The organism is Sphingomonas sp. 2R-10, assembly GCF_030062225.1.
Classification (GTDB): Bacteria; Pseudomonadota; Alphaproteobacteria; order Sphingomonadales; family Sphingomonadaceae; genus Sphingomonas.
This window is the reverse complement of sequence record NZ_JASCXF010000011.1, coordinates 33,765-55,342: the sequence shown is the minus strand read 5'-3', so window position 1 is coordinate 55,342 and position 21,578 is coordinate 33,765. Positions and strand designations below refer to the sequence as shown.

The following is a 21,578-nucleotide window of genomic DNA, read 5'->3' as shown; positions in this document are numbered from 1 at the left end:
AGAGGGCTAGTGGATGTTACGCGAAGGTCTTCGCGAAGTGGTCGAGCGCGGCCTTGAGCCCCGACTTCGCCTCGTCGCCCAGGTCCTTGGTGTCGCGGATCTTCGCCAGCACCTGCGGGTGGTTGGCGCGCAGGTCCGACAGCATCGCCTGTTCGTAGCGGGTGACGTCGTTGACCGGAACGGTGTCGAGATAGCCCTGCGTACCCGCAAAGATCGACGCGACCTGCTCCTCGAACGGCATCGGCGAGAACTGTGCCTGCTTGAGCAGCTCGGTCAGGCGCGCGCCGCGGTTCAGCAACTTCTGCGTGCTGGCGTCGAGGTCCGACCCGAACTGCGCGAAGGCGGCCATTTCGCGATACTGCGCCAGCTCCAGCTTGATCGAGCCGGCGACCTTCTTCATCGCCTTGGTCTGCGCGGCGGAACCGACGCGGCTGACCGAGAGGCCGACGTTGATCGCGGGGCGGATGCCGGCGAAGAACAGGTCTGTTTCGAGGAAGATCTGGCCATCGGTGATCGAGATCACGTTGGTCGGGATGTAGGCCGACACGTCGCCCGCCTGCGTCTCGATGATCGGCAGCGCGGTCAGCGAGCCGCCGCCATTGGCGTCCGACATCTTGGCGGCGCGCTCCAGCAGGCGGCTGTGGAGATAGAACACGTCGCCGGGATAGGCTTCGCGGCCCGGCGGACGGCGCAGCAGCAGCGACATCTGGCGGTACGCGACGGCCTGCTTCGACAGGTCGTCGAACACGATCAGCGCGTGCATCGCGTTGTCGCGGAAATATTCGCCCATCGCGGTGCCGGTGTACGGCGCCAGATACTGGAGCGGGGCGGGGTCCGACGCGGTCGCGGCGACCACGATCGAATATTCCATCGCGCCGTTCTCTTCGAGCGTGCGCACCAGCTGGGCGACGGTCGAGCGCTTCTGGCCGACGGCGACATAGACGCAATAGAGCTTCTTGCTCTCGTCATCGCCCGCATTCGCGGTCTTCTGGTTGATGAAGGTGTCGATCGCGACCGCCGACTTGCCGGTCTGACGATCGCCGATGATGAGTTCGCGCTGGCCACGGCCGACCGGCACGAGGGCGTCGATCGCCTTCAGCCCCGACTGCATCGGCTCGCTGACCGACTGGCGCGGGATGATGCCCGGCGCCTTCACGTCGACGCGGGCGCGACGGTCGGACACGATCGGGCCCTTGCCGTCGATCGGGTTGCCGAGGCCATCGACCACGCGACCCAGCAGCCCCTTGCCGACGGGAACGTCGACGATGGTGCCGGTGCGCTTGACGGTGTCGCCTTCCTTGATCGACGAGTCCGACCCGAAGATCACGACGCCGACATTGTCGGCTTCGAGGTTCAGCGCCATGCCCTGGATGCCGCCACCGAACTCGACCATTTCGCCCGCCTGGACGTTGTCGAGCCCGTGGATGCGGGCGATGCCGTCACCGACCGACAGCACCTGGCCGACTTCCGAAACCTGCGCTTCGGTGCCGAAATTGGCGATCTGGTCGCGGATGACCTTCGAGATTTCTGCGGCGCGGATATCCATGTTCAGCCTTTCATCGCGTACGCGAGCGTGTTCAGTCGGGTCTTGATCGAGCTGTCGATCATCTGGCTGCCGATCTTGACGATCAGACCGCCCAAAAGCGTGGGGTCGACCTTGAGGTCGATCGCGACCTCGCGGCCGACGCGGTGGCGCAGCTGCTGCTTGAGCGCGTCCACCTGCGAATCATCCAGCGGATGCGCCGAGACGACCTCCGCATTGGTCTCACCCCGGCTGCGCGCGGCAAGGTCGCGGAACGCGCGGATGATCGCCGGCAGGTCGCCCAGCCGGCGGTTCTGCGCCAGCACGCCGAGGAAATTTGCGGTCAGCGGATCGAGGCCCAGCACCGGGACCAGCGCGGTCAGCGCGCGGCTGGCATCGTCGCGGCCGACCAGCGGGCTCTTCACCAGTGCCGCCAGATCGTCTGATTCGGCGATCGCCGCCGACAGCGTCTTCAGGCTCGATTCGACCGTGGTCAGCTGACCCTGCTGCTCGGCGAGACCGAACAGCGCGGTCGCATAGCGCCCGCCCAGGCTCGCCTGGATGGTACCGCCAGTAGTTCCGCTGGATGTCTCCACGCGCGCGTCCTTGTGAGGGGTCAACTTCAAAGTCCCATGCCGATGAGGGAGCCGCATTCCCAACCGCCGTCGCGAACCGATGTCGCGCCGCTGACCGGCCCATGCGCCCCCCGATGGGTCGTGGGGCCGCTAGCATCGGTGTCACGATTTCGCAAGCTTTGTGGGACGGTGGGCGGCGGGTTGTGATTCGTACCGAAGCTGAACGGGGGGTGACGGAAACCACGGCCCGTTCGTCCTGAGTAGCTGTTGAGCCTGTCGAAACAGCGTATCGAAGGACCGCCACGATGCTTCGATACGGGTCTTCGACTGCGCTCAGCCCCTACTCAGCACGAACGGATCGTGCAAAGATTATGGGCGATCGGCCTACTTCGCCGCGGTACAGCGATACACCAGCCGTTCGTTGGCCTGCGTCGGCAGCGCGGTGCGAATCGCCGATTGCTGCGTCGCCAGCGCGGCGCGGCCGCCGGTATCGGTGGCGCACGCCTTTTGCTGCACCTGCCCGCGCAGCGATCGCGCGCGCGTCATCGCGTCGGCCGACAGCAGGTAGCGGGTGTTGGTATAGCTGCCGCTGACCGGATCGAAGCGCAGCACCGATACCGTCGCGTCCTCGCTCGGCACGAGGATGCGTTCCCAGCCGCCGCCCGGCGCCTCGGCATATTGGGTGCGACCGTTCATGCAGCCGTCCTTGCGCCAGTCGAAGCGGACGGTTTCGACCGGCGACAGGATGATGCGGCTGCGTTCGGGCACCAGCGTGCAGGACAGCGCACCGGTGAGCGGCGCCACGCGGGTCGCGGCGGTCTGGCCCGATTCGTCGGCGGCGGCGACCGATTCCGGATCGAAATCGGGCCGCAACACGAACGTCGCGACCGCGCCGAGCAGCAGCACGCCGCCGCCGATCCCGGCGTACAGCGCCGGCCGCTTCTGCCCCCGCGTCGCCAGCAGCCCGGCCCCGCCCGCCGCCAGCACCGACAGCGCCAGCAGCAGCGCGGCCAGCGCGATCATGTTCTCGCGCGTCTCGGCATTGTCGGCGCGCGCCTGTTCCAGCGCGGTTTCGCGTTCGTCGCGCGCGCGTTCGGCGGCGGCGCGGGCGCGTTCGCGATCCTCGACGCCCTGTCGCTCGGCATCGGCACGGTCGCGCGCATCGGCATCGGCCAGCGTCAGGCAGGGGGTGGCGATGGTCGACACCGGCTGGCCCGCCTCGCGCAGGAAGGCGATCAGTTCGGAATCGGCGATGGCGAAGGCGAAGCTGGCGTCGCCTTCCTCGCCACGGGTCAGCGCCGAATTGACGCCCAGCACCCGGCCGCACCGGTCGAGCAGCGGGCCGCCCGAATTGCCGCGCGCGATGCTGGCGGTATGGACCAGCACCGCCGTCCCCTCCAGCGTGCGGTTGCCCGACATCACCCCCTGCGATCGCACCGGCGCGGTCGGCGTCACAAAGTCGTCGGCCGAGCGCGCGGTGGCGAGGTCGACATTGCCGGGATAGCCGAGCGCGATCAGCGGGTCGCTCTCGCCCAGCGCCCCGGTATAGAGGGTCAGCGGCGGCAGGCGCACGCCGCTGACCTCGATCAGCGCGAGGTCGCGCGATTTGTCGAGGCGCAGCACGCGGCCTTCGAACGACTTGTCGCCCTCCGACGGGACCACGCCGACCACCGCTTCGCCCGGATAGCGTTCCAGCAGTTCGACGACGTGCGCATTGGTGACGATCCGGCCGGGCGCGACCGCGAAGCCGGTGCCGTGCTCGACATCGACCATCTCGCCGTCGACCGTCGCGATCACCACCACGCGCACCACCCCGCGCGCCGCCGCCGATACGTCGTCGGCCCGCGCCGGCGTGGTCGACACCAGCAGCGCGGCGAGCGCCGTCAGCCAGCAGGTCAGCAATCGCATGATCGGCATTCCGTCTTTCCCCATGACCGCCGCCGTTTCGGGCAAAGCGCCGCGCGGGGCAAGGGGGGCGCGTGCCGGATACCCGTATGATCCTGCCCATCCTGCGTCATCCCGGCGGAGGCCGGGATCTCCCCGTAACGGAGCGCGCGCCCCGCCGCGCGAGATTCCAGCCTTCGCTGGGGGGACGATTCACTACGAAGGAGGCGTGGCGGGAGGTTGCTTCGTTCGACCTATGGCGCCCGTCCTCACACGAAGCTGTACGGATCGACGTCGACCGCCACCCGGACCTTCGGCCCCCATTCGACGCCGTCCAGCCAGTCGCGGATCACGTCCTGCACGTCCAGCGCGCGCGTGGCGTGGACCAGCAGGCGGAAGCGGTGGCGTCCGCGCAGCATCGCCAGCGGGGCGGGGGCGGGGCCATAGACGTGGCAGCCGTCGACCTGCGGCGCGGCGCGGCCGATCGCGCGGGCGGTGGCGTCGGCCGCGCCCTTGTCCTCCGACGACACGATGATCGCGGCATAGCGGCCGAACGGCGGCACCTCCGCCTCGCGCCGCGCCTCGGTCTCGGCGGCATAGAAGCTGTCGGCATCGCCCGAGATCAGCGCCTGCATCACCGGCGCATTGGGCTGCGTCGTCTGGATATAGACATGGCCGGGCTTGGTGCCGCGCCCCGCGCGCCCGGCGACCTGCGCGATCTGTTGAAAGGTGCGTTCAGACGCGCGCAGGTCGCCGCCCTGCAACCCCAGATCGGCGTCGATCACCCCGACACAGGTCAGGTCGGGGAAATGATATCCCTTGGTCACCAGCTGCGTGCCGACGACGATGTCGATGTCGCCCGCCTCCATCCGCCCGACGAACTCCGCCGCCCTGGCCGGGGACCAGATGGTGTCGGAGGTGACGATGGCGATCTTTGCGGTCGGCCACAGCGCGGCGGCCTCGTCGGCGATGCGTTCGACGCCGGGGCCGCACGCGACCAGCGCATCCTCGGCATGGCATTCGGGGCAGGCGCGCGGCGTCGGGATGACATGGCCGCAATGGTGGCACGACAGCCGGTGGATCAGCCGGTGTTCGACCATCCATGCGGTGCAATTGGGGCATTGGAAGCGATGCCCGCACGACCGGCACAGGGTGAGGGGCGCATAGCCGCGCCGGTTGAGGAACAGCAGCGCCTGTTCCTTGCGGCCGAGCGTCTCGTCGATCGCCTTGACCAGCGGCGCCGCGATCCAGCGGCCGCGTTCGGGCGGTTGTTCGATCAGGTCGATCGGTTCGATGGTGGGCAGCTGCGCCTTGCCGTAGCGGCCGGGCAGCTTCACCTCGGTATAGCGGCCCTGCGCGACCTGTTGCCGCGTCTCGATCGCCGGGGTCGCGCTGGCGAGGATGACTGCGCATTTCTCGAACAGCCCGCGCATCACCGCGACGTCGCGGGCGTGATAATGCACGCCCTCTTCCTGCTTGAAGCTGGTCTCGTGCGCCTCGTCGACGACGATCAGCCCCAGATCGGCATAGGGCAGGAACAGCGCGGACCGTGCGCCGACCACGACCTTCGCCTGACCGCTGGCAATCGCGCGCCACGCCCGGCGGCGCTGGGTCGAGCGCAGGTCGCTGTGCCACGGCACCGGCTCGCAGCCGAAGCGCGCGGTGAAGCGTTTCAGGAACGGTTCGGTCAGCGCGATCTCGGGCAGCAGCACCAGCACCTGCCGCCCCTGCCGGATCGCGGCTGCTACGCCCTCGAAATATACCTCGGTCTTGCCGGAGCCCGTGACGCCGTCGAGCAGGAAGGGGTGGAAGGCCCGGGCATCGACCGCCGCCGTCAGCTGGTCCGCCGCCGCCTGCTGGTCGGCGGACAGGGCGGGCTGGTGGTGATCGGGGTCGGGCACGGGATAGGGCTGGTCGATATCGACCGACACCGCCTCGATCGCGCCGAGCTTCACCAGCCCGCGGATCACCGCGTCGGACACGTCGGCGATGCTCGCCAGTTCACGCACCAGCCCGCGCCGCTCGCCGATCCGCTCCAGCGCCTGTTCGCGCTGCGGGGTCATCCGGTCGGGCACCACGCCGGTCGCGCGATATTCGATGGCGAGCTTCGCCCCCTCCAGCGCCGAATTGGACGCGAGGCACATGCGCAGGACGGAGGCGGGGGCGGCGAGATAATAGCCCGCGGTCCATTCGACCAGCCGGCGCAAGGGCGCGGCGATCGGCGGCACGTCGGCGACGGCGAGCAACGGGCGCAGCCGGTTGTCGCCGACCTCCTCGGTCGCCAGCCGTTCGGCATCCCACACCACGCCGACCAGCTGGCGGGGGCCGAGCGGGGCGGTGACGATCGAGCCCGGCTCGACCGCAAGCCCATGCGGCACACGATAGTCGAGCGGCCCGAGTGCGGCGTTGAGCAGGAGGACGCGGGCGCGGGACATGGAGGGGTAGATAGGGGCTGCCGGGCCGGAATGGAATCCGCCGCTTCCTGCCCGGGGTAACGTACCCCCGCGCAGGCGGGGGTACGATCGACGTCAGGCCGTTACAGCGCCAGCCGCGCCGTCACCCGCACGTCCCGCCCGGCCAGCGGTGCGAAGTCCTTCAGGAAGCTGGCGTGCCGCCGCGCCTCGACGTCGAAGAGGTTGTTCGCCGATACCATCAGCGTCGTCCGGCTGTCGCGGCCGAACGGGCGCAGCGATACCGATGCGTTGACCATCGTAAAGGCCGGCGTCGTCGTTTCCAGGTCGGCGACGCGGTTCTGGCGCGTCACATGCTCGACCTCGCCGCGCACCTGCACCATCCGGCCCTGCGCCTCGATCCCGCCGAGCAGGCGCAGCGGCGGGATGCGCGGGGCGGGGCCGCGGTCGACGATCGTCGCGCGGGTATAGTCGGCGAGGCCGTCGATATTGACTGCCGTCCCGCCGAACTGCGCGAGCCGCGCCGACGCCTCCGCTTCGAAACCCCATAGCCGCGCATCGGCCTGGCTGTACTGGAACACCGGCAGCTCGTCCCGTTCGGCACCGGTCGGGTTCTCGTAGATGAAGTTGCGGAACCAGTTGTGATAGGCCGACAGGCCGAAGCTGTAGCCGTCGCCCGATCCCTTCAGCGTCGCTTCGAGCCCGTCGCTGATCTCCTTGGCGAAGCCGGGATTGCCGACCTCGAACGCCTGCGTGCCGGCATGTGGCCCGTTGGCGAACAGTTCCTCGGCCGACGGCGCGCGCTCGGTATGGCTGGCGTTGATGCCGAAGCGGACATTGCCGACCACCCCGACGCTGCCGCCCAGCGAGCCCGAGAAGCTGTTGAAGCTGCGGCGGATGTCGTCGTTGCCCAGCAATGCGTCTGCGGCGGCGCGGGCGACGGTGTATTCATAGCGTCCGCCTGCTTCGGCCCGGAACGCACCCATGTCGAACGACTGGAGCGTGAAGAGGCCGAATTGCTGCGTCTCGCTCTTGGGCAGGAATTTCTCTTCGCCGACGATGTTCAGGTCGCGGATGAACATCTGCCCGCCGATCGCGCCGCGCCAGCTGCCGCGCGCCGCCTGTACCAGTTCCAGCCGCGCTTCCAGCCCCCGGTTGAAGAAGCTGGTGCCGATTTCGCCGGTATCCTCGATCTCGTCATGCCGGTAATCGGCAAAGCCCGCGCGCAGGCGGATCTTTTCGAGCAGGCCGTCGCCGGTATTCACCTCGGCGCGCATGTCGGCGCGGGTCTGCTGGACGTGCAGCGTCACCTGCTCCGCCTCGCCGCCGTCGAGCGAATAGCGGATCGGCACGCCGTAGCGATTGTCGAGATGACTGACCGAGAAGCCGAGATTGCCGGTTTCGGTGACGATCGCCGCGCCGCCCGCGACCTCCCACATCTCCGACTGCGAATTGGGCAGCTTGCCGCGCAGGTCGGCCAGCGCGCGGGTGTCGGCATTGGCGCTCGCCGCCGCCTGCGCGCGCAAGGGGCGCGAGAGGATGTAGCCGCCGGTGTCGAGGTCGTCGGTCCTGCCATAGGTGCCGTCGAGGTGGAACACGACCTTGTCGGTCACCGGCACGTCGACCGCCGCCGATGCGCTCCGTTCGTTCGCGGCCGAGCCATAGGTGGCGAGCGCGTCGATATGGACCGGTTCGGTCGGCACCTGGCGCGGGATGCGGCTGTCGATGACGTTGACGACGCCGCCGATCGCCGACGATCCAAACAGCAGCGCCGCCGGGCCGCGCAGCACCTCGATCCGGTCGGCGGTCAGCGGGTTGATCGCCACGGCATGGTCGACCGAGGTGTTCGACACGTCGAAGCTGCCGATGCCGTCGGTCAGCACGCGCACCCGCTCGCCCTGCAACCCGCGCAGCACCGGGCGCGACGCGTTGGGACCGAAGCTGGTGGCCGACACGCCCGGCTGGCGCGCCAGCGTCTCGCCGATCGTCGTGCGCAGCTCGCGGGTCAGTTCCTCGCCGCGCAGCACCGTCGTGCCCGACAGCACATCGGTCTGGTTGCGCTGATAGGGGGCGGTCACGATGATCTCGGCCGGCGCCTCACGGTGATAGCTGTCGCCTGCCGGGGCCGGATCGCTCTGGGCATGGGCGGCGACGGGCAGGATCAGGGCGGTGCTCGACAGCCACAGGGCGGGACGGAACATTGCGGGACGACTCCAAGGTTACACGGACCGGCTGCGCCTAACGTAAGATGATACAACATACCAAGTGTTTTCGCGCGCCGTGGCGGCGGTCGAACGGACGCGGCGTGCCATCGCCTTGCGCCAGCGGACATTTGCGGCAAAAGTCGCCGCCATGACGAGCCAGTTGCCCGCGCCTGCCGCCGACGCCCCCGAGGTCGATACCGCCGACGACCGCCGCTATCGCGCGCCCGCGCTGGAAAAGGGACTCGATATCCTCGAACTGCTCGCCGGCGTCGCGACGCCGCTGACGCTGACGCAGATCGTCCAGCGGCTGGGCCGGTCGCATGGCGAACTGTTCCGCATGGTGCAGGTGCTGGAATATCGCGGCTATCTGACGGCGGAGGCGGGGGGCGAGGGCTACACCCTGAGCGACCGGCTGTTCTCGCTCGGCATGAACCAGCCGCGCACCCGCTATCTGATCGAGGTCGCCTTGCCCGAAATGCGGCGGCTGGCGCAGGAAACGGGCCAGTCGTGCCATGTCGCGGTCCACACCATGGGCGACATGGCGGTGGTCGCGCGGATGGAATCGGCGGACCAGCTCGGCTTTTCGGTCCGCGTCGGCTATCGCCGGCCGCTGTTGCAGGCGGCGTCGGGGGTGGTCCTCTACGCCTTCCAGCCCGCCGACGTCCGCGCCCGCTGGGAAGCGCTGCTCGATCCCGCGCCCAGCGCCGAAGCCCTCGCCGCCTTCCGCGCCCATGCCGGGGAAGTGCAGGTCAGCGGCATCGAACGCACCCCCAGCCGCTTCGTCAGCGGCGTGACCGACCTGTCCGCCCCGATCCTGCGCGGCGGCGCGGCGGCGGCGGCGCTGACCATGCCCTATCTGTCGAAACTGGCGGAGGCGGACGCGATCGACGCCGCAGCGGCGGCGGTGCGGGCGGCGGCGGCGCGGATTTCGGCGCAACTGGTCGACGACGACCATCATCCTTGAAGGGGCACCGGTTTCCGCGCTTTCTCCGTACCCCCGCGCAGGCGGGGGTCCAGGGCGGCTGAGTAGCGACGGGTGTTCTGCTGGGCTCTGGACCCCCGCCTGCGCGGGGATGACGGAAATCGATGGGCGGCGGACATGCAGCGGGGGACATTTTCCACGCGCGTGATCCACGCTTTCCTGTTGCAAGCGAAAATCCGTTCACATATGAAAACCGTTGGGCGTCGGATGCGGCGACCGGGACGGGGCGGATCGATCATCATGGGCGCCCCATGGGGGCTGCACATGACGATCATCACCCGGCTATCGGTTCACGACATCCGGTTTCCGACTTCGGCGTTTCTCGACGGTTCGGACGCGATGAACCCCGAGCCCGATTATTCGGCGGCCTACTGCATCCTCGAAACCGATACGCCCGGCCTCGAAGGGCACGGCCTGACCTTCACCATCGGCCGCGGCAACGACCTGTGCTGTGCGGCGATCGCCACGCTGGCGCCGCTGGTCGAAGGGCTGTCGCTCGACGAGATCCGCAGCGACGGCGCGGGCTTCTGGCGGCGGATGACCGGCGACAGCCAGTTGCGCTGGGTCGGCCCGGAAAAGGGGATCATCCACCTCGCCACCGGCGCGGTGGTCAATGCGGTGTGGGACCTCTTGGCCAAGTCCGCGGGCCTGCCGCTGTGGGACTATATCGGGTCGATGTCGGCCAGCGAGATCGTCGGCCTGATCGATTTCCGCTACATGACCGACTGCATCACCCCCGACGAGGCGGTCGCGCTGCTCGAGGAACGCGCGATCGGCAAGGCGGCGCGGCGCGAGACGCTGCTGGCGGAAGGCTATCCGGCCTATACCACCTCGCCCGGCTGGCTCGGCTATTCGGATGAAAAGCTGGTCCGCCTGTGCCGCGAGGCGGTGGCCGACGGCTTCACCCATATCAAGCTGAAGGTCGGCGGCGATCCGGAGAACGACCGCCGCCGCGTCGCGCTGGCGCGCGAGACGATCGGGCCGGACATCGACCTGATGATCGACGCCAACCAGGTGTGGGAAGTCGACGACGCGATCGCGCGTGTGAACGACCTCGCCTTCGCCAAACCCCGCTTCATCGAGGAGCCGACCTCGCCCGACGATGTCGAGGGGCACCGCACGATCCGCGAGGGCGTGCGGCCAGTCCAGGTCGCCACCGGCGAGATGTGCCAGAACCGCATCGTCTTCAAACAGTTCATCATGCGCCACGCATTGGACGTCGTGCAGATCGACGCCTGCCGGCTGGGCGGCGTGAACGAGGTGCTGGCGGTGCTGCTGATGGCGGCAAAGTTCAACCTGGCGGTGTGGCCGCACGCCGGCGGCGTCGGGCTGTGCGAATATGTCCAGCACCTCTCGATGATCGACTATCTGTGCTTCTCGGGCGTGAAGCACGACCGCGCGGCCGAATTCGTCGATCACCTCCACGAACATTTCGTCGATCCCTGCATCGTCCGGAACGGCGCCTATCGCGCGCCGACGCTGCCGGGCTATTCGATCGAGATGAAGCGCGAGTCGATGGAAGCGCATCGCTGGACGGGCGGCGCGAGGGGCTGATCGACCGAATCGTCGCCCCAGCGCAGGCTGGGGCCTCACGCGGTTCCTGTCCCGCGTCGTCACCGGGAGATCCCAGCCTTCGCTGGGATGACGTTTGATGCTCCCCCCTTCGTAACCCTTCCTTGCCGGTCCGCGACAAATTGCGACAACTAGCGCATTGCGTCGATCGAAGCCGTGCGTATGAAAACATGCAATGAAACTTTCGGATGGGCCGGCGGTTACGCCCCGGCGCATCCGCGCCGTTTTTCCGTCGCAAAGGTTGCCGCCTTGATCCGATCCGCGTCGTCGCGCGTCCGCCCGTTCCTGTTGCTGTCGACCCTGCTGGCCCTGTCGGCCTGTGGCGGCGGCAGTGGGGAAAAGGCGACGAAGAACGGCCGCGGCAACCAGGGGCCGGCGCAGGTCGGCTTCGTCGTGGTGCAGGCGACCAGCGTCGCACAGACCGCCGACCTCGCCGCGCGCGTCGTCGCGTTCCAGCAGTCGGAGGTCCGCCCGCAGGTCGCCGGCCTCATCCGCAAGCGCTTCTTCACCGAAGGCGCGCTGGTCCGCGCCGGGCAGACGCTCTACGAGATCGACCCGCGCCTGTATCGCGCGCAGACCAACGAAGCGACCGCGAACCTGAACAGTGCCCGCGCCAATGCCGAGGCGACGCGGGTGCGCGCCGAACGCTTCCGCCCGCTGGCGGAGATCGAGGCGGTCAGCCGCCAGGATTATACCGACGCCGCCGCACAGGCGAGGCAAGCCGCCGCCGCCGTCGAACAGAGCCGGGCGCAGCTGGAAACGGCGCGGGTCAACCTGTCCTTCACCCGCGTCCCCGCGCCGATCACCGGGCGGATCGGGCGCAGCTATTTCACCGAAGGCGCGCTGGTCACGACCAACCAGGCCGATCCGCTGGCGGTGATCCAGCGGCTCGACCCGATCTTCGTCGATATCCAGCAATCGGCCGCCGACCTGCTGACGCTGCGCCGCGAACTGGCCAGCGGCGGCGTGATCCCGGCCTCCGCCGCGGTCCGGCTGCGGCTGGAGGACGGCAGCGATTTCGGCCAGACCGGCACCGTCCAGTTCGCCGAGGTGATGGTGAACGCGCAGACCGGCACGGTGACGCTGCGCGCCCGCTTCCCCAACCCCCAGGGCATATTGCTGCCCGGCATGTTCGTCCGCGCGCAGTTCGCGCAGGCGATCAACCAGCGCGCGATCCTCGTGCCGCAACAGGCGGTGAAGCGCGATCCCAAGGGGCAGGCGACGGTGTTCGTCGTCGGTCCGAACGACACCGCCGTGCAGAAGGTGATCGAGGCCGACCGGACGCAGGGCCAGTTCTGGGTCGTGACCGGCGGCCTCGATCCCGGCGACAAGGTGATTACGCAGGGGACCGCGAACCTGCGCCCCGGTGCGAAGATCAGGCCGGTACCCGCCAGCGCGCCGCAGTCGATCCAACCCAAGCCTGCCGGTGACCAGCCGTCCGCGCCCGCGAAAGCCGGCTAACCCATGTCCCGCATATTCATCGCCCCGGCCCGGATCGCCTGACGCATGTCACGCATCTTCATAGACCGCCCGATCTTCGCATGGGTGATCGCGATCATCGTGATGCTGGGCGGGCTGGGCGCGATCCTGTCGCTGCCGATCGCGCAATATCCCGACGTCGCGCCGCCACAGGTCAATATCCGCGCGACCTATCCCGGCGCCAATGCCGACACGATCCAGAATTCGGTCACGCAGATCATCGAACAGCAGCTGACCGGCATCGACGGGCTGCTCTATTTCAGCTCGCAAAGCTCGTCGCGCGGGCAGGTGACGATCAGCGCGACCTTCGACAAGGGCGTCGATCCCGACATCGCGCAGGTGCAGGTCCAGAACCAGGTGCAGCAGGCGCTGTCGCGACTGCCGCAGCAGGTGCAGCAACAGGGCATCCGCGTCACCAAATCGAACCCCGATTTCCTGATGATCGTCGGCATCTTCGACGAAACCGACCAGCGCACCAATGGCGACGTGTCGGATTACATGGAGGCGAACCTCGTCGAGCCGCTGGCGCGGATCAACGGGGTGGGCGAGACCAACGTGTTCGGATCGCAATATGCGATGCGCATCTGGCTCGATCCGGCGAAGCTCGCGTCGTTCTCGCTGATGCCCGGCGACGTCGTCACCGCGATCCAGAACCAGAATACCGAAGTCGCCGCGGGCGAACTCGGCGGGCAGCCGACGTCGAACGAACAGCAATTGAACGCCACCGTCACCGCCCAGTCGCGGTTGCAGACTCCGGCGCAGTTCAGGGCGATCATCCTGAAGACGCTGCCCGACGGGTCGACCGTCCGCCTGTCCGACGTGGCGCGGGTCGAACTGGGGCAGGAGAATTACAACGCGCTCAGCCGGGTGAACGCCCATCCCGGTGCCGGCCTCGCCATCAGCCTCGCCCCCGGTGCCGACGCGCTGGAGACGGCGGAACTGGTGAAGGCCGAGGTCGAGCGGCAATCGGCCAAATTCCCGACCGGCCTGACCTATGCCTATGCCAACGACACGACGGCGTTCATCAAGCTGTCGATCGAGGAAGTGGTCAAGACGCTGGTGGAGGCGGTGATCCTCGTCGTCATCGTCATGTTCGTGTTCCTGCAAAGCTGGCGCGCCACGCTGATCCCGACGATCGCGGTGCCCGTGGTGCTGCTCGGCACGTTCGGCGTCTTCTATCTCTTCGGCTTCTCGATCAACACGCTGACGCTGTTCGGGCTCGTCCTCGCCATCGGCCTGCTCGTCGACGACGCGATCGTCGTCGTCGAGAATGTCGAGCGGTTGATGGAGGAAAATCCCGACATGTCGCCGCGCGAGGCGACGATCCAGTCGATGCAGGAAATCCAGGTCGCGCTGATCGCGATCGGCATCGTCCTGTCGGCGGTGTTCCTGCCGATGGCGTTCTTCGGCGGATCGACCGGGGTCATCTACCGCCAGTTCTCGGTCACGATCGTCGCCGCCATGGTGCTGTCGGTGTTCGTCGCGCTGATCCTGAGCCCTGCGCTCACCGCGACTCTGCTCAAGCAGAAGAAGCGCGGCGAGGACGGCAGCATCGAGGGCGGCTGGCTGGAGCGGAAACTGCCCCGCGTGGCCCATTTTGGCGAACGGCTTCGGGGCGGCTTCAACCGCAATTTCGACAAGGGCGTCGACAAGTACGAGCGCGGCGTGATCCATGTCATCGACCGCAAATGGCTGTACCTGCTGCTCTATACCGCGGTGCTCGCCATCCTCGCGCTGCTGTTCTTCCGCCTGCCGACCAGCTTCCTGCCGACCGAGGATCAGGGCGCGGCGTCGATCCGGTTCCAGCTGCCCGCCGGCTCGACCCGCGGCCGCACCGAAGAGGTGCAGCGCGCGGTCGAGAAATACTTCCTGACCTATGAAAAGGACAATGTCCGCACCCTGCTGGCGGTCGCCGGCGGTGGCGGCGGTGCGTCGGGGCAGAATACGGGGCAGGGGTTCATCAACTTCGCCGACTGGGCGCAGCGCCCCGGCAAGGACAATGGCGCCGACGCGATCGTCGCGCGCGCCTCTGCCGCGTTCCGGGGGTTCCGCGATGCGCAGGTGTTCGCGATCCTGCCCCCGGCGGTCCGCGGTCTGGGACAGGCCAACGGCTTCACCATGGAGTTGCAGAACGCCAGCGGGATGAGCGCGGCCGACTTCGCCGAGGCACGCGACAAGCTGCTCGCCGCCGCCAGCGCCGATCCGATGCTGAGCGGCGTCCGACTGTCCGAGCTGCCGGACATCGCGACGCTCAACGTCGATATCGACCAGCAGCGTCTGTCGACGCTGGGGTTGAGCCAGAACGACGTCAACAACACGATCTCGACCGCCTGGGGCGGGCGCTACGTCAACGACTTCATCGATCGCGGCCGGGTGAAGCGCGTGTTCGTGCAGGGCGACGCGCCCTATCGCAGCGAACCCGGCGACCTGTCGCAATGGTTCGTGCGCGGATCCAACGGACAGATGGTGCCCTTCTCCTCCTTCTCGCGCACCGGCTGGACCGTCGCGCCGACCACGCTGTCGCGGTTTCAGGGGCTGCCCTCGTTCGAATTCCAGGGGCAGGCGGCATCGGGCGTCAGCTCGGGCGAGGCGATGGACCGCATCGCCGAACTGGCCGGCCAGATTCCGGGCACCAGCGTCGCATGGGCCGGGCTGTCGTTCCAGGAACGGCTGTCGTCGGGACAGGCGCCTTTGCTCTACGGCCTGTCGATCCTCGTCGTGTTCCTGTGCCTTGCCGCGCTGTACGAAAGCTGGTCGATCCCGATCGCGGTGCTGCTGGTCATTCCGCTGGGGTTGATCGGGGCGATCGCGTTCGTGACGCTCAGGGGGCTGGAAAACGACGTCTATCTCCAGATCGGGTTGCTGACGACGATGGGTCTGGCGGCCAAGAACGCGATCCTGATGATCGAGTTCGCCGAACAGGCGGAGCGCAAGGGCGCGCGCGTCATCGACGCCGCGCTGGAGGCGGCGCGCATCCGTCTCCGCCCGATCCTGATGACGTCGCTCGCCTTCATCTTCGGCGTGTTGCCGCTCGCCATCTCGACCGGGGCGGGCGCCAACAGCCGCATCGCGATCGGCACCGCCGTCATCGGCGGGATGTTCACCGCGACGGTGCTGGCGATCTTCTACATCCCGTTGTTCTTCGTGCTGGTCCGCCGCGGCGTGCGCGACGGCCTCGCCAAACTCCGCCATCACGAGCCAAAGGAGGTCGGGGCATGAGGCGCTTCGCTGGTCCTCTCGCGGCGGCGCTGCTCGCCGGCTGTTCGATGACCCCGACCTATGAGCGCCCGACCGCCGTCGTGCCGCCATCGTGGCCGGTCGGCGACGCCTATCTGCGGCAGAGCGAGGCGAGCCTGCCCGCGCTGACCTTCGAACAGGTGTTCACCGCGCCCGGCCTGCGCACGCTGGTGGGGCAGGCGCTGGTCAACAACCGCGATCTGCGGATCGCCGCCGCCAACATCCGGGCGGCGCGCGCGCAATATCGCATCCAGCGCGCCGACCTGTTCCCGCAACTCGATGCCTCGGCCCGCTACAGCTATCGCGGCACCGGCGACGGCGCGACCACGACGACGATTCCGGGCACGGGCACCGGCGGGACCGGCACGGGTGGCACCGGCACCGGCACGGGTGGCACCGGCGGCACGGTCGTCTCCAGCAGCCGCTCGCCCAGCAGCTTCTCGCTCGATCTCGGCGCCACCGCGTTCGAACTCGACCTGTTCGGACGCATCCGTTCGCTGACCGAGGCCGAACAGAACCGCTATTTCGCGAGCCGTGCCGGCGCGCGTGCCACCCGCCTGACGCTGGTCGGCGACATTGCCGAGGCATGGGCGACGTACGGCGCCGACCGCAGCCTGATGACCGTGGCCGAGGCGACCGCCGCCAGCGCGCGGCGCAGCGTCACGCTGACCCGTGCCCGGTTGCAGGGCGGCATCGCGCCGCGCACCGACCTGCGCCAGGCCGAACAGATCCTCGCCACCGCCGAAAGCGACCTGGCCGAACAGCGCACGCAGCTGGCGCAGGACATCAACGCGCTGCAACTGCTGGTCGGCGCGCCGATCGATCCCGCAATGCTGCCCGGTTCGATCGACGTCGCGCTGCCGACCATCGCGGACCTGCCGGCGGGGATCGATTCGGGCATCCTGCTGCGCCGTCCCGACGTGGTGCAGGCGGAATATGAACTGCTGGCGGCCAATGCCGATATCGGCGCGGCGCGCGCGGCGCTGTTCCCCCGGCTGTCGCTGACCGGGCTGGTCGGCTTCGCCAGCGACGCGCTGCGCACGCTGTTCACCGGCGGCGCGTTCAACTATTCGGTCGCGCCCTCGCTCAGCTATCCGATCTTCCGCGCCGGTGCGGGGCGGGCGGGGGTCGAATTCAGCCGTGCCCAGCGCGACGCCCTGCTCGCCACCTACGAACGCACCATCCAGTCGGCGTTCCGCGAAGTGTCCGACGCGCTCGCCCGCCAGGGGACCGTCGCCGAACAGACCCGCGCCGAACGCGCCAACCTGGTCGCCGCGCAGGACACGTTCCGCCTGACCGAGGCGCGCTATCGCGGCGGCATCGACACCTTCCTCACCAGCCTCGATGCGCAGCGCTCCTATTACAGCGCGCAGCGCCGGCTGGTCGCGACGCAACTGGTCACGGCGACCAACCGCGTGACGCTGTACCGGACGCTGGGCGGCGATTCGCTGCTGGAGGTCGGGCCGAACGGGCCGGTGGCATCTACAGAACCCGTTCGTGCTGAGTAGAGACTGAGCGAAGTCGAAGGCTCGTATCGAAGCACCCGTGATGGTCCTTCGATACGCCGCTTCGACAGGCTCAGCGGCTACTCAGGACGAACGTATTTGGAGATTACGCAGCGATCGCAACCCCGGCCGGGTCGTCGTCATTCGCCGCCTTGCGCGCCATCCGCACGCGCCGCGCCCGCCGGCTGCGCGCGCGGGGCATGATCCGCGCCACCCACAGCCGGAGCGACGCGCCGCGCACCGCACCCATCAGCGCGACCGTCGCCAGCAGCGCGTCGAGATACGCGGCGATATCGACCGCCACCAGCACCCCGACCAGCTCGGGCGTGCCCAGCGCGGACACGACGATCATGTCGCCGCCCATCCACACCACCGTCCCCGCCGCCGCCGACAGGATCACGAACAGCAGCCAGTGTCCCGGCGTCAGCGCGGCGAGCCCGCGCACCACCGGCTGCACCAGCACCGCTGCGATCGCCCGCGCGACCGGCAGGTCGGGCCAGACCCGAACGATCAGGATACAGGCGGCAAGCGTGGCGGCGACGATCAGCATATGTTCCCCTTCCGAAACGACATGGGGAGCCGACCGTCTCGCGTAAAGATCAGCCGCCGTCGACGATCAGGTCGACCGACGTGCCGCGCCCCTGGGGCGACAGGAACACGGCATAGACCGCGTTGCCGCGCGTGCCGCCCAGCACATGCTGGTCGCCCTCGGCCTGATGCTCCGCCGAATAGCCGCCCTTCCGCGCGCGGGTGTAGTACCAGTCGACCATGCGATCGACCGGCTGGGCGATGGTGAAGCTGACCACCCGCATCCGGCAGCCATCGGCGTCGGTACCGGCGGCTTCGGACAGGCGCGCATCGGGATGGAGGGCGAAGGCGGCGGGCAGGCGGGTGGCCCATGCCGCGCTGTACCCGACCTTCGCCGCGCACTGGCGGTTGCCGCCCTTCCGCACTGCGGCCAGTTCGCCCAGCGTCAGCGCCTCGCGGCCGCCCTCGCACGACGGGCACGCACCGGGCTTCGGTGCCGATTGCAGCGATTCGCTGCGCCCCGCGCTGCCCGACGCGACGTCGGCGGCCGGGGCGGCGGCGGTATAGGGCCGGTCGGGCGGGCGGACCGCGCCGTTGCCGGACTGGCCGCTCAGGGACGGGTCGACCATGATCTGGTCCTGCAACGCCGCGGTCACCGCCGGGTCGCCGGCATTGCCGCGCAGCAGATCGGCATCCAGCGTGTCGACATTGTTGGCCGGCGGCGCGCTGCCCTGGTTGCAGCCGGCCAGCAGCGCCAGCGGCGCCACGATGGAAAGGGCACGAATCATCGGCGACGCACTCCGCGAACTTCTATGGGCCGCGCGACGCTACGCCCGCGCGGTTAACAATCCATCGTATCGCAAAAACGCGCATCCGCCATTGCCGTGTGGCGTCGGCGGGGCCATGTCGTGTCCCATGTTGAACATCGTCTCGATCCTGATCGGTCTCGTCGCGCTGGTGATTGCCATTCCCGCGCTGATCCCCGTCGTCTCGCTGATGAACTGGATCGCGTTCCCGATCGCGCTGGTCGGGTTCGTGATCGGGTTGCTGTCGTCGAAGAACACCGGCCGCAACCTGAACCTCGTGATCCTGATCGTGGCCGGCCTGCGCCTGTTCCTGACCGGCGGCCTGATCTAATTCGGTGAGCGAGGGGGCGGACCGGCAGGGGCTGGCGTTCGGCGTCGGCGCCTATGTGCTGTGGGGGTTGCTGCCCCTCTATTTCCGGCTGCTGGGGCCGATCGACGCGGGTGAGATCGTCGCGCAGCGCGTGCTGTGGTCGGCGCTGCTGGTCGCGGGGATCGTCGTCGCCGCGCGGCGGGGGCGCGCCCTGCGTGCCGCCTTCGCCGACCGTCGCGCGCTGCTCAACCTGATCGCCAGCGCTGCGTGCATCGCGATCAACTGGCTGGTCTATGTCTGGGCGGTGCTGCACGGACAGGTGCTCGCCGCCAGCTTGGCCTATTTCCTCAACCCGCTCCTGAACGTCCTGCTCGGCGTCGTGCTGCTGGGCGAACGGATGAACCGGACGCAAGCCGTGGCGGTGGCGCTGGCCGGGGCGGGCGTCGCGCTGTTCGCGTTCGGATCGTCATGGGTGGCGCTGGGCATCAGCCTCAGCCTCGCGATCAGCTTCGCGCTCTACGGGCTGATCCGCAAGACGGTGTCGGTCGGCGCGCTCGAAGGGCTGATGGTCGAAACCACGCTGCTCGCCCCGTTGGCGCTCGGCTATCTGCTGTGGCTGGGGGCGGGCGAGCCGCTGGCGTTCGAACAGGGGCGGGGGATGGCCGGGATGCTGGTGCTGGCCGGCGCGGTGACCACCGCGCCGCTGCTGCTGTTCTCCGCCGCCGCGCGCCGCTTGCGCCTCGCGACGATGGGGATGCTCCAGTTCCTCGCACCCTCGCTACAATTCGTGCTGGCGATCGTCGTGTTCGGTGAACATCTGACGCCGACACGGCTCGGCTGCTTCGCGCTGATCTGGGCGGGCCTTGCCGTCTACATCCTCGGCGGGCGCAGGCCGGGGCGGCGCGAGGCCGCCCCGACCAGGGCTTAGGGATTGTTTGAAAACTCGCGGAAGAGCGAGTTTCGAGGCGGGCCGGCACCGTAAAACGTGCCTCGGGCACGTTTTCGAACAGCCTGTTAGCGGCAGACCACCTGCCCGCGATCGACCGACCGGCCGAGCAGCGCACCCGCACCGCCGCCGATCAACGTGCCCAGCAGCCGCGAATCACCGCCCGCGATCAGGTTGCCGAGCACGCCACCGCCCAGTCCACCGACGATCAGTCCGGTCGTGCCGTCGTTGCGACGGCAGTAATAGCGCCCGTTCTGCCCGCGATAGACGCGGTCGTTGCGGGTCAGCGCGCGCTGCCGGTAATATTGGCCGTCGCGATAATAGCGGTCGGCATAATAGCGGTTCTGCCCGGGCTCGAACCGGTTGTAGTTATAGTTGCGATAGCCGCGCCAGTCGCGCTGATCGCGGCGCAGGTCGCGACGCGCGTCGTTCACGTCGCGGCGATATTCGCGATCGGCGCGGCGCACGTCGCGCCGGCTGTCGGCATTGCGCAGGTCGCGGCGGTAATCGCGGCGCGCATCGCGCACCTCGTCGCGATATTCCTGGCGCGGGGTCTGCGCCATCGCCGGGGCGGCGGCGATCGTCGGCAGGGTAACGGCCGCGACCAGCGCGGCAAGGATCGGGGTACGCATCGTTTCACTCCTAATCCGTCAGGATGAAAGCAGAACGACGCGTACTCGCCCAAGTTGCGTGAACGGAAAACTACTTGCCGTTCATATTCGCGTCATGCGTAGTGCTTGCCCGGATAGGCGAACAACAGGTCGGCATCTTCGCTCGACTGCAACCGGACTTCGCCTTCGAAGGTCAGGCAGTCGCCCGCCGCCCAGCCGGTGCCGTCGGCGCTGCCGCTGCCGGTCACCGGCACGAACCAACCCCTGACGCCGGCCGGCACCGTCACGGTGCGTTCGCCGCCGGTCCAGCGCTCCAGCACGAACTTGGGGCCATCGACCAGGATCGCGCGGTCCGCGGCGATCCGGCCCGGCGCTTCCGGCGCGACGAACGGCCGCGCGTCCGACACCGCGACCCCGTCTTCCAGATGCAGCTCGCGCGGACGGCCATAGTCGTACAGGCGATAGGTGGTTTCCGAATTCTGCTGGATCTCGATCAGCGTGATGCCCGCGCCGATCGCATGGACGGTGCCCGACTTCGCATAGAAGAAATCGCCCGGCTTCACCGGCTTCCAGTCCAGCTTGCGCTCGATCGATCCGTCGAGCGCGGCGTCGCGCAGCTGTTCGGCGGTCATCGGCTCCAGCGTGCCCAGCGCGATCGTCGAATCGGGCTCGGCGGCCAGCAGCGTCCAGCATTCGTCCTTGCCGCGCGGCAGCCCGCGCGCCTGCGCCTGGCTGTCGTCGGGATGGACCTGCACCGACAGCTTTTCCGACGTGAACAGATATTTGACCAGCAGGTCGGGGGTGTCGTCGCCCGGCGTCTTGTACCATATCTCGCCGACCGGATCGGCATCGGCGGGCTGGTCGGCGAAACCGAAGCCGAGGGAATGGCGGCCCCACGGCTTTTCGACGCGATGCATTTCGAGCTTGGTGACGGGCATGAAGTCGCTCCGGAACGTCATTGAACGGGTCCGCGTGCTCATGCGCGAAAGGGACTGTTCGCGCTACC

Annotated in this window: 16 protein-coding genes; 7 read left to right on the top strand and 9 right to left on the bottom strand. The window is 68.6% G+C overall.

Annotated elements, in window-relative coordinates:
- Window positions 1-16: 16 nt before the first annotated feature.
- From atpA to QLH51_RS06945, 5 genes are all read right to left on the bottom strand, one after another.
- Window positions 17-1,546 (bottom strand): F0F1 ATP synthase subunit alpha, encoded by a 1,530-nt coding sequence (gene atpA, locus QLH51_RS06965; RefSeq protein ID WP_125654183.1) that lies wholly within the window; start codon window positions 1,544-1,546, stop codon window positions 17-19.
- A gap of 2 nt (window positions 1,547-1,548) precedes the next feature.
- Window positions 1,549-2,118, bottom strand: coding sequence for a F0F1 ATP synthase subunit delta (locus QLH51_RS06960; RefSeq protein WP_206428751.1), 570 nt, complete (start codon window positions 2,116-2,118; stop codon window positions 1,549-1,551).
- 363 nt (window positions 2,119-2,481) lie between these two features.
- Window positions 2,482-4,005 carry a S1C family serine protease gene (locus tag QLH51_RS06955; protein ID WP_125654187.1) on the bottom strand — a complete coding sequence of 508 codons (1,524 nt, stop codon included), beginning with the start codon at window positions 4,003-4,005 and terminating at the stop codon, window positions 2,482-2,484.
- A gap of 245 nt (window positions 4,006-4,250) precedes the next feature.
- Window positions 4,251-6,416: a primosomal protein N' gene (locus QLH51_RS06950; protein ID WP_125654189.1), complete on the bottom strand. Its 2,166-nt coding sequence runs from the start codon at window positions 6,414-6,416 to the stop codon at window positions 4,251-4,253.
- Window positions 6,417-6,517: 101 nt separating this feature from the next.
- On the bottom strand, window positions 6,518-8,593 hold the full coding sequence (locus QLH51_RS06945; RefSeq protein ID WP_125654191.1) for a TonB-dependent receptor: 2,076 nt from the start codon (window positions 8,591-8,593) through the stop codon (window positions 6,518-6,520).
- A 64-nt stretch (window positions 8,594-8,657) separates the two neighbouring features.
- On the opposite strand from QLH51_RS06945, the gene QLH51_RS06940 reads away from it, so the two are divergent.
- From QLH51_RS06940 to QLH51_RS06920, 5 genes are all read left to right on the top strand, one after another.
- Entirely contained in the window at window positions 8,658-9,560 is a 903-nt protein-coding gene (locus QLH51_RS06940; RefSeq protein ID WP_206428752.1) for an IclR family transcriptional regulator, read from the top strand.
- A gap of 282 nt (window positions 9,561-9,842) precedes the next feature.
- Window positions 9,843-11,132, top strand: a complete 1,290-nt coding sequence (locus QLH51_RS06935; protein ID WP_125654193.1) for an L-fuconate dehydratase — start codon at window positions 9,843-9,845, stop codon at window positions 11,130-11,132.
- Between the two features lie 267 nt (window positions 11,133-11,399).
- Window positions 11,400-12,611, top strand: a complete 1,212-nt coding sequence (locus QLH51_RS06930; RefSeq protein ID WP_206428753.1) for an efflux RND transporter periplasmic adaptor subunit — start codon at window positions 11,400-11,402, stop codon at window positions 12,609-12,611.
- Between the two features lie 45 nt (window positions 12,612-12,656).
- Window positions 12,657-15,848, top strand: coding sequence for an efflux RND transporter permease subunit (locus QLH51_RS06925; protein WP_125654197.1), 3,192 nt, complete (start codon window positions 12,657-12,659; stop codon window positions 15,846-15,848).
- Entirely contained in the window at window positions 15,845-17,374 is a 1,530-nt protein-coding gene (locus QLH51_RS06920; RefSeq protein WP_125654199.1) for an efflux transporter outer membrane subunit, read from the top strand. Before QLH51_RS06925 ends, QLH51_RS06920 begins: the two co-directional genes overlap by 4 nt.
- 103 nt (window positions 17,375-17,477) lie before the next feature.
- On the opposite strand, the gene QLH51_RS06915 is transcribed toward QLH51_RS06920, so the two are convergent.
- Both QLH51_RS06915 and QLH51_RS06910 read right to left on the bottom strand, forming a co-directional pair.
- On the bottom strand, window positions 17,478-17,921 hold the full coding sequence (locus QLH51_RS06915; RefSeq protein WP_125654201.1) for a hypothetical protein: 444 nt from the start codon (window positions 17,919-17,921) through the stop codon (window positions 17,478-17,480).
- Between the two features lie 49 nt (window positions 17,922-17,970).
- A complete protein-coding gene (locus QLH51_RS06910) occupies window positions 17,971-18,687 on the bottom strand; it encodes a hypothetical protein (protein WP_125654203.1) in 717 nt (238 codons plus the stop codon).
- A 127-nt stretch (window positions 18,688-18,814) separates the two neighbouring features.
- Between QLH51_RS06910 and QLH51_RS06905 the strand changes: the two genes are divergently transcribed.
- Window positions 18,815-19,036, top strand: coding sequence for a hypothetical protein (locus tag QLH51_RS06905; protein WP_055788843.1), 222 nt, complete (start codon window positions 18,815-18,817; stop codon window positions 19,034-19,036).
- A 4-nt stretch (window positions 19,037-19,040) separates the two neighbouring features.
- Window positions 19,041-19,943, top strand: coding sequence for an EamA family transporter RarD (rarD, locus tag QLH51_RS06900; protein ID WP_125654205.1), 903 nt, complete (start codon window positions 19,041-19,043; stop codon window positions 19,941-19,943).
- Window positions 19,944-20,029: 86 nt separating this feature from the next.
- Here the strand turns inward: rarD and QLH51_RS06895 are convergent, their stop codons facing one another.
- Window positions 20,030-20,593 (bottom strand): glycine zipper 2TM domain-containing protein, encoded by a 564-nt coding sequence (locus QLH51_RS06895; RefSeq protein ID WP_125654207.1) that lies wholly within the window; start codon window positions 20,591-20,593, stop codon window positions 20,030-20,032.
- Between the two features lie 92 nt (window positions 20,594-20,685).
- A complete protein-coding gene (locus QLH51_RS06890) occupies window positions 20,686-21,510 on the bottom strand; it encodes a class I mannose-6-phosphate isomerase (RefSeq protein WP_125654209.1) in 825 nt (274 codons plus the stop codon).
- Window positions 21,511-21,578: the final 68 nt, after the last annotated feature.